At 66.7% G+C, this 5,726-nt stretch carries 5 protein-coding genes; 4 read left to right on the top strand and 1 reads right to left on the bottom strand.

Annotation, left to right across the window (positions count from 1 at the left end):
• Positions 1-230 precede the first annotated feature (230 nt).
• The 4 genes from CH341_RS27415 (at position 231) to CH341_RS27430 (ending at position 4,660) form a co-directional block, all read left to right on the top strand.
• Entirely contained in the window at positions 231-503 is a 273-nt protein-coding gene (locus CH341_RS27415; RefSeq protein WP_111422128.1) for a DUF1467 family protein, read from the top strand.
• Between the two features lie 545 nt (positions 504-1,048).
• Positions 1,049-2,380 (top strand): proline--tRNA ligase, encoded by a 1,332-nt coding sequence (gene proS, locus CH341_RS27420; protein WP_111422129.1) that lies wholly within the window; start codon positions 1,049-1,051, stop codon positions 2,378-2,380.
• Positions 2,381-2,678: 298 nt separating this feature from the next.
• Entirely contained in the window at positions 2,679-3,947 is a 1,269-nt protein-coding gene (locus tag CH341_RS27425) for a lipoprotein-releasing ABC transporter permease subunit (RefSeq protein WP_111422130.1), read from the top strand.
• Between the two features lie 20 nt (positions 3,948-3,967).
• Complete coding sequence (locus tag CH341_RS27430; protein WP_111422132.1) at positions 3,968-4,660, top strand: ABC transporter ATP-binding protein; 693 nt, start codon at positions 3,968-3,970, stop codon at positions 4,658-4,660.
• Positions 4,661-4,838: 178 nt separating this feature from the next.
• On the opposite strand, the gene CH341_RS27435 is transcribed toward CH341_RS27430, so the two are convergent.
• Positions 4,839-5,084 (bottom strand): PilZ domain-containing protein, encoded by a 246-nt coding sequence (locus tag CH341_RS27435; RefSeq protein WP_111422131.1) that lies wholly within the window; start codon positions 5,082-5,084, stop codon positions 4,839-4,841.
• Positions 5,085-5,726 lie beyond the last annotated feature (642 nt).

Genomic DNA, 5,726 nt, shown 5'->3' on the forward strand with positions numbered 1-5,726 from the left:
GCCTTTGGCGCGCCGCGGAATAACGGATCGCGCAAAGCTCCCCAGCGGGGAGAGATCCGATCTCGCGCGACAGCGCGAGATCCGGGTGAGGGCGGTGTCGAAGCGCCCGACACCATCGGCCTTGTCGCGGCCATCCACGACTGGTAGTCGCACGGGCGAAGACGTCGATGCCCGGCCCGTGGCCGGGCACGACGACGCGAATTCCTCCTGATGCGCGGGCACTCACCCCCATGCCCTGGACGTCCCTGGCCGCCGTCTATTTCGTCACCTGGTGGATCGTGCTGTTCGCGATCCTGCCGTTCGGCATCCGCTCGCAGCACGAGCACGGCGAGATTTCGCCCGGCACCGATCCGGGGGCGCCGTCCGCGCCGGCGCTGCTCGCCAAGGCGGGTTGGACCACCCTGGTGACCACCGTCCTGGTCGCCGGCTTCTGGGCCGCGATCGCCACCGGCACGCTCGACATGGAGCGATTCGCCACGCTGTGGGGCCTGTTCCCGCGCTGAACGACGGCTTGAGAGGCGAGCCGCGGGCGCACCGTAAATTCCTCATGGTGAGGAGGCGGCTCGGCGGCCGTCTCGAACCCTGCGGTCCCGGCGTCGCGGAGGCTCCCCGGGGACAGGTTCTGCGACGCGCCTCCGGCGCTCGCCAGGACGAGGGGACAGGGTCTCCACAGCCCTCCAGGCAAAAAAAAAGCAGGAACGATGTCCTGCCTTCTTCGCCGAGTTTTTTGCCATTTCCCCGTTATCTTGTTCTAGGGGCGGCTGCGATCGAGCGCGCCGTTTGGCTCTTCCTCCCACAGACCTGGACCACGCTCCTGGCGCAACAAAATTTCATTCCCGGACGCCAGGAGCGACCTTCGTTTCATAGCCAATCGAGTCTAGCTTGTCATCCCAGTTGTCTCGCGCTGCAACATCCGCGATGCGTGTCTTGGTAAACGAAACCGCGAGGCCGGCCAGCATCTCGCGCGAGCTCCCTCGAACTGTTCGATCGCCCTTGTATTTTCGACGCTAATCCGGTTTCTCTGCACCATTCCTCGAGGAGTTTCGACATGCGCCTGTCCCGTTTCTTCCTGCCGATTCTGCGAGAGACGCCAAAAGAAGCGGATATTGTGTCGCACCGGCTTCTGCTCCGCGCCGGCATGATCCGGCAGGAGGGGGCCGGCATCTACGCCTTCCTGCCGCTCGGGCTGCGCGTCCTGAACAAGGTCTGCCGAATCGTCCGCGAGGAGCAGGACCGCTCGGGTGCGATCGAGATGCTGATGCCGACCATCCAGTCGGCGGAGCTGTGGAAGGAAAGCGGCCGCTACGACGACTACGGCAAGGAGATGCTGCGCATCAAGGACCGGCACGAGCGCGAGATGCTCTACGGCCCGACCAACGAGGAGATGGTCACCGAGATCTTCCGGGCCTATGTCCGCTCCTACAAGGACCTGCCGCTCAATCTCTATCATCTGCAGTGGAAGTTCCGCGACGAGGTGCGGCCGCGATTCGGCCTGATGCGCGGGCGCGAGTTCCTGATGAAGGACGCCTACTCGTTCGACCTCGACCAGGAGGGCGCCCGGCACTCCTACAACAAGATGTTCGTCGCCTATCTGCGGACCTTCGCGCGACTCGGCCTGCGCGCCATCCCGATGGTCGCCGACACCGGCCCGATCGGCGGCAATCTCTCCCACGAGTTCATCATCCTGGCGCAGACCGGCGAGAGCGAGGTGTTCTGTCATCGCGACTTCCTCGAGGTCGCGGTGCCGGACGCCTCGGTCGACTTCGACGACGTCGCCGGCGTGCAGGCGATCGTCGACCGTTGGACGTCGCTCTACGCCGCCACCTCGGAGAAGCACGACGAGGCCGCCTTCGCGGCGATTCCCGAGGCCGACCGCGTGTCGGCGCGCGGCATCGAGGTCGGCCACATCTTCTATTTCGGCACCAAGTACTCGGCCCCCATGAAGGCCGTGGTGGCGCATCCGGACGGCTCCGAGAAGCCGGTCCACATGGGCTCCTACGGCATCGGCCCGAGCCGGCTGGTGGCGGCGCTGATCGAGGCGTCGCACGACGAGGCCGGCATCGTCTGGCCGGAGCCGGTGGCACCGTTCCGGGTCGGCATCGCCAACCTGAAGCAGGGCGACGCGGCGACCGACGCGGCCGCCGGCGAGCTCTATGCCGCGCTGCAGGCGCGCGGCGTCGAGGTGCTGTATCACGACCTCGACGAGCGGCCCGGCTCCAAGTTCGCCACCCTGGATCTGATCGGGGTGCCCTGGCAGATCCTGGTCGGGCCCAAGGGGCTCAAGGAGGGCAAGGTCGAGCTCAAGCGCCGCGCCGGCGGCGACCGCGAGCTCCTCTCGCCCGCCGACGTGCTGGAGAGGTTGGCGCCCGTGCGGGCGTGAGGCTTTTCTGAACCCTCCCCTGGAGGAGGAGGGTCGGCGCGTGCGCAGCGCGCGACCGGGGTAGGGTGAAGCCGCGGGCCGCAGCGTGTGTGACTTCACCCCACCCCGCTCGTCTGCGGCGAGCGACCCTCCCCCTCCAGGGAAGGGTGCAGGGAAGCGGCCACGCTCGGCCTCAATCCGCCTGATTTGGGTGAAATCGGTCCTGCGGATCAAACTTGCGCGTAAGCGCGCGCGACCGCGCACGTCGATCTCGCTAATCGGGAAGAATCGGGTGTAATCCCGCGTGGAAAGAATCGCCATGACCGACTCCGCCGGGACCAAGCCTTTCGCGCCCTTCGAATGGATGCTGTCGCTCCGTTATCTGCGGGCGCGGCGCAAGGAGGGATTCATCTCGGTGATCGCCGGGTTCTCGTTCCTCGGCATCATGCTCGGGGTGGCGACCCTGATCATCGTGATGGCGGTGATGAACGGGTTCCGCACCGAGCTGTTGGACAAGATCCTCGGCCTCAACGGCCATCTGCTGATCCAGCCGCTCGAATCGCCGCTCACCGACTTCGATCCGGTGTCGCAGCGCATCGCCGCCGTGCCGGGCGTGCGGCTGGCCGCGCCGATCGTCGAGGGCCAGGCGCTCGCCTCGTCGCCCTTCGCGGCCAACGGCGTGCTGGTGCGCGGCATGCGCTCGGCCGACCTCGACAAGCTCGCCTCGATCTCCAAGAACATCAAGAAGGGCACGCTCGAGGGCTTCGACCAGGGGCAGGGGATCGCCATCGGCAAGCGCCTCGCCGACCAGCTCTCGCTGCAGGTCGGCGACAATCTGACGCTCGTCGCGCCGCGCGGCGCCGTCACGCCCATGGGCACCACGCCGCGGATAAAACCCTACAAGGTGGTGGCCGTCTTCGAGATCGGCATGTCGGAATACGACGCCGCCTTCGTGTTCATGCCGCTGCCGGAGGCGCAGGCCTATTTCAACCGGCCGAACGACGTCACCGCGGTCGAGGTCTACACCAACGATCCGGATTCGATCGACCGCTACCGCAAGCTGGTCGCCGACGCGGCCCAGCGGCCCATCTACATGATCGACTGGCGGCAGCGGAACTCGACCTTCTTCAACGCCCTGCAGGTCGAGCGCAATGTCATGTTCCTGATCCTCACGCTGATCGTGCTGGTGGCGGCGCTCAACATCGTCTCCGGCCTGATCATGCTGGTGAAGGACAAGTCGTCCGACATCGCCATCATGCGCACCATGGGGGCGAGCCAGGGCGCCATCATGCGTATCTTCCTGATCACCGGCGCCTCGATCGGCGTGGTCGGCACGCTGACCGGCTTCCTGTTCGGCACGCTGGTCTGCGTGAACATCGACTCCATCCGCCAGTTCCTGTCCTGGGTGACCCAGACCGACCTGTTCCCGCGCGAGCTCTACTTCCTGTCCCGGCTGCCGGCCGAGATGGACGTGTCGGAGACGATCGCGGTGGTCATGATGGCGCTCGGCCTGTCGCTGCTGGCGACCCTCTATCCCTCCTGGCGCGCCGCCCGTCTCGACCCCGTCGAGACGCTCCGGTACGAGTGAGCCAGGCGAGCACCCACATCATGGCCGCGACCGAAAGCCCCGTCGTCTTCCTCCATCAGATCGAGCGGCAGTACCGCCAGGGCGACGTCACGCTCGACGTGCTGAAGGGCGCCGAGCTCGCCGTGTGGTCGGGCCAGATGGTGGCGCTGATCGCGCCGTCCGGCGCCGGCAAGTCGACCCTGCTGCACGTCGCCGGGCTGCTCGAGCACCAGGACTCCGGCGAGGTCTTCATCGACGACGTGCCGACCTCCGGGCTCTCGGACACCGAGCGCACCCGCATCCGCCGCAACGACGTCGGCTTCATCTACCAGGCCCACCATCTGCTCGGCGAGTTCACGGCGATCGAGAACGTCATGCTGCCGCAGATGATCCGCGGTATGCCCAAGCGCGGCGCCTACGAGCGGGCGGCCGAGCTTTTGTCCTATCTCGGCCTGAAGGAGCGCCTGACCCACCGGCCGGCCGAGCTGTCGGGCGGCGAGCAGCAGCGCGTCGCCATCGCCCGCGCCGTCGCCAACGCGCCGCGCCTCCTGCTGGCCGACGAGCCGACCGGCAATCTCGATCCGAAGACCTCGGAGCACGTCTTCCGGGCGCTGACCCAGCTGGTGCGCGCCTCGCGGCTCGCCGCCGTGATCGCCACCCACAATCTCGACATCGCCGCCCGCATGGACCGCCGCGTCACGCTGAAGGACGGCAAGGTGATCGAGCTGGAGTAGGGGGCGAACAGCGCGTGGCGAGCAGCGAATGGTGGACTGTTCGCTGTGGCCGGCCGCTCCCCCATTCGCCATTCGCTACCCGCCGCATCCGAACGGACCGCGAACGCATCGTTGATCCCGATCAAGTTTGATCCGGGTCAAACTCATGGAACGCTTGCGGAATCCGGCAGGCTAGCCGTCAAGCGAAGCTGACGCCGAGGCGGCTCTCGGTGCGCCAGACCACCTTGCAGGGATGGCGCAGACCGCCGTCGAGCAGGAGCTCGAACTCGCGCGGAATCCCGAACGTGCCGGAATGCACCTGCAGGCAGGCGCCCGACCCGGAGAGATTGCGCACCGCGCATTCGATCTTCGGGGCTTTCTCGCTCACCGCGATCCGCCCGGTCTTCAGCACCTTCATGCGGATGGCTGTCCGGCGCTCGTCCATCTGCGCCTCCTAGCGCTCCCGCGGGCTGCCCCGTTTCGGCCGATACGATGGCGTTGCCGGCTTGCCGTTCGATTAATTCATCCGTGCAAAACTGGTCCTTTGTTAAACCTTTCGGAGGGTCCCGCGGCTATGCTGGCCCCCAGCGTCTCGGGTGGTTGACAGCAGAACATAGAAGGAACTAATGTTCTCGTCCTGTTCCTTTCCGTCTGTTTCGAAGGAGACGATCATGCGCGCCGCCGCCAGTGACCTGATGCGAGCCGTGACCTCCGCGACCCTGCTGGTCGGTACTCTCGTGGTCTGGGCGAAACTGTTCGCCGTGCTGTGAGCGGGCGAGTCCCGGGACAGGTCGGGAGAGCCGCAGGGAGCTCGGATGGCCCGGCAGCTCACACAGCGTCATTGCTGGGCTCGGCGCATCGTCGCTCGTTCAAAGCCGAAGCCTCTCCTCCGTCGTGCTCCGCGACGGCGGAGCACCCAGGACGCCGCAGCCCTCTCGACTGAAACAACGGAGTCCGATGGATACCGGGTCGTCAGCCCGCGCGAGGGCTTTGCGTAGATGGTCATTCCGGGACGGCGCGCAGCGCCGGACCCGGAATCCAGCCAAAAATGCCGAGGTCCGCGCTGGATTGCGGGTTCGCGGACCTG

Origin of the sequence: Rhodoplanes roseus, from assembly GCF_003258865.1 — a bacterium.
GTDB classification, from domain to species: domain Bacteria; phylum Pseudomonadota; class Alphaproteobacteria; order Rhizobiales; family Xanthobacteraceae; genus Rhodoplanes; species Rhodoplanes roseus.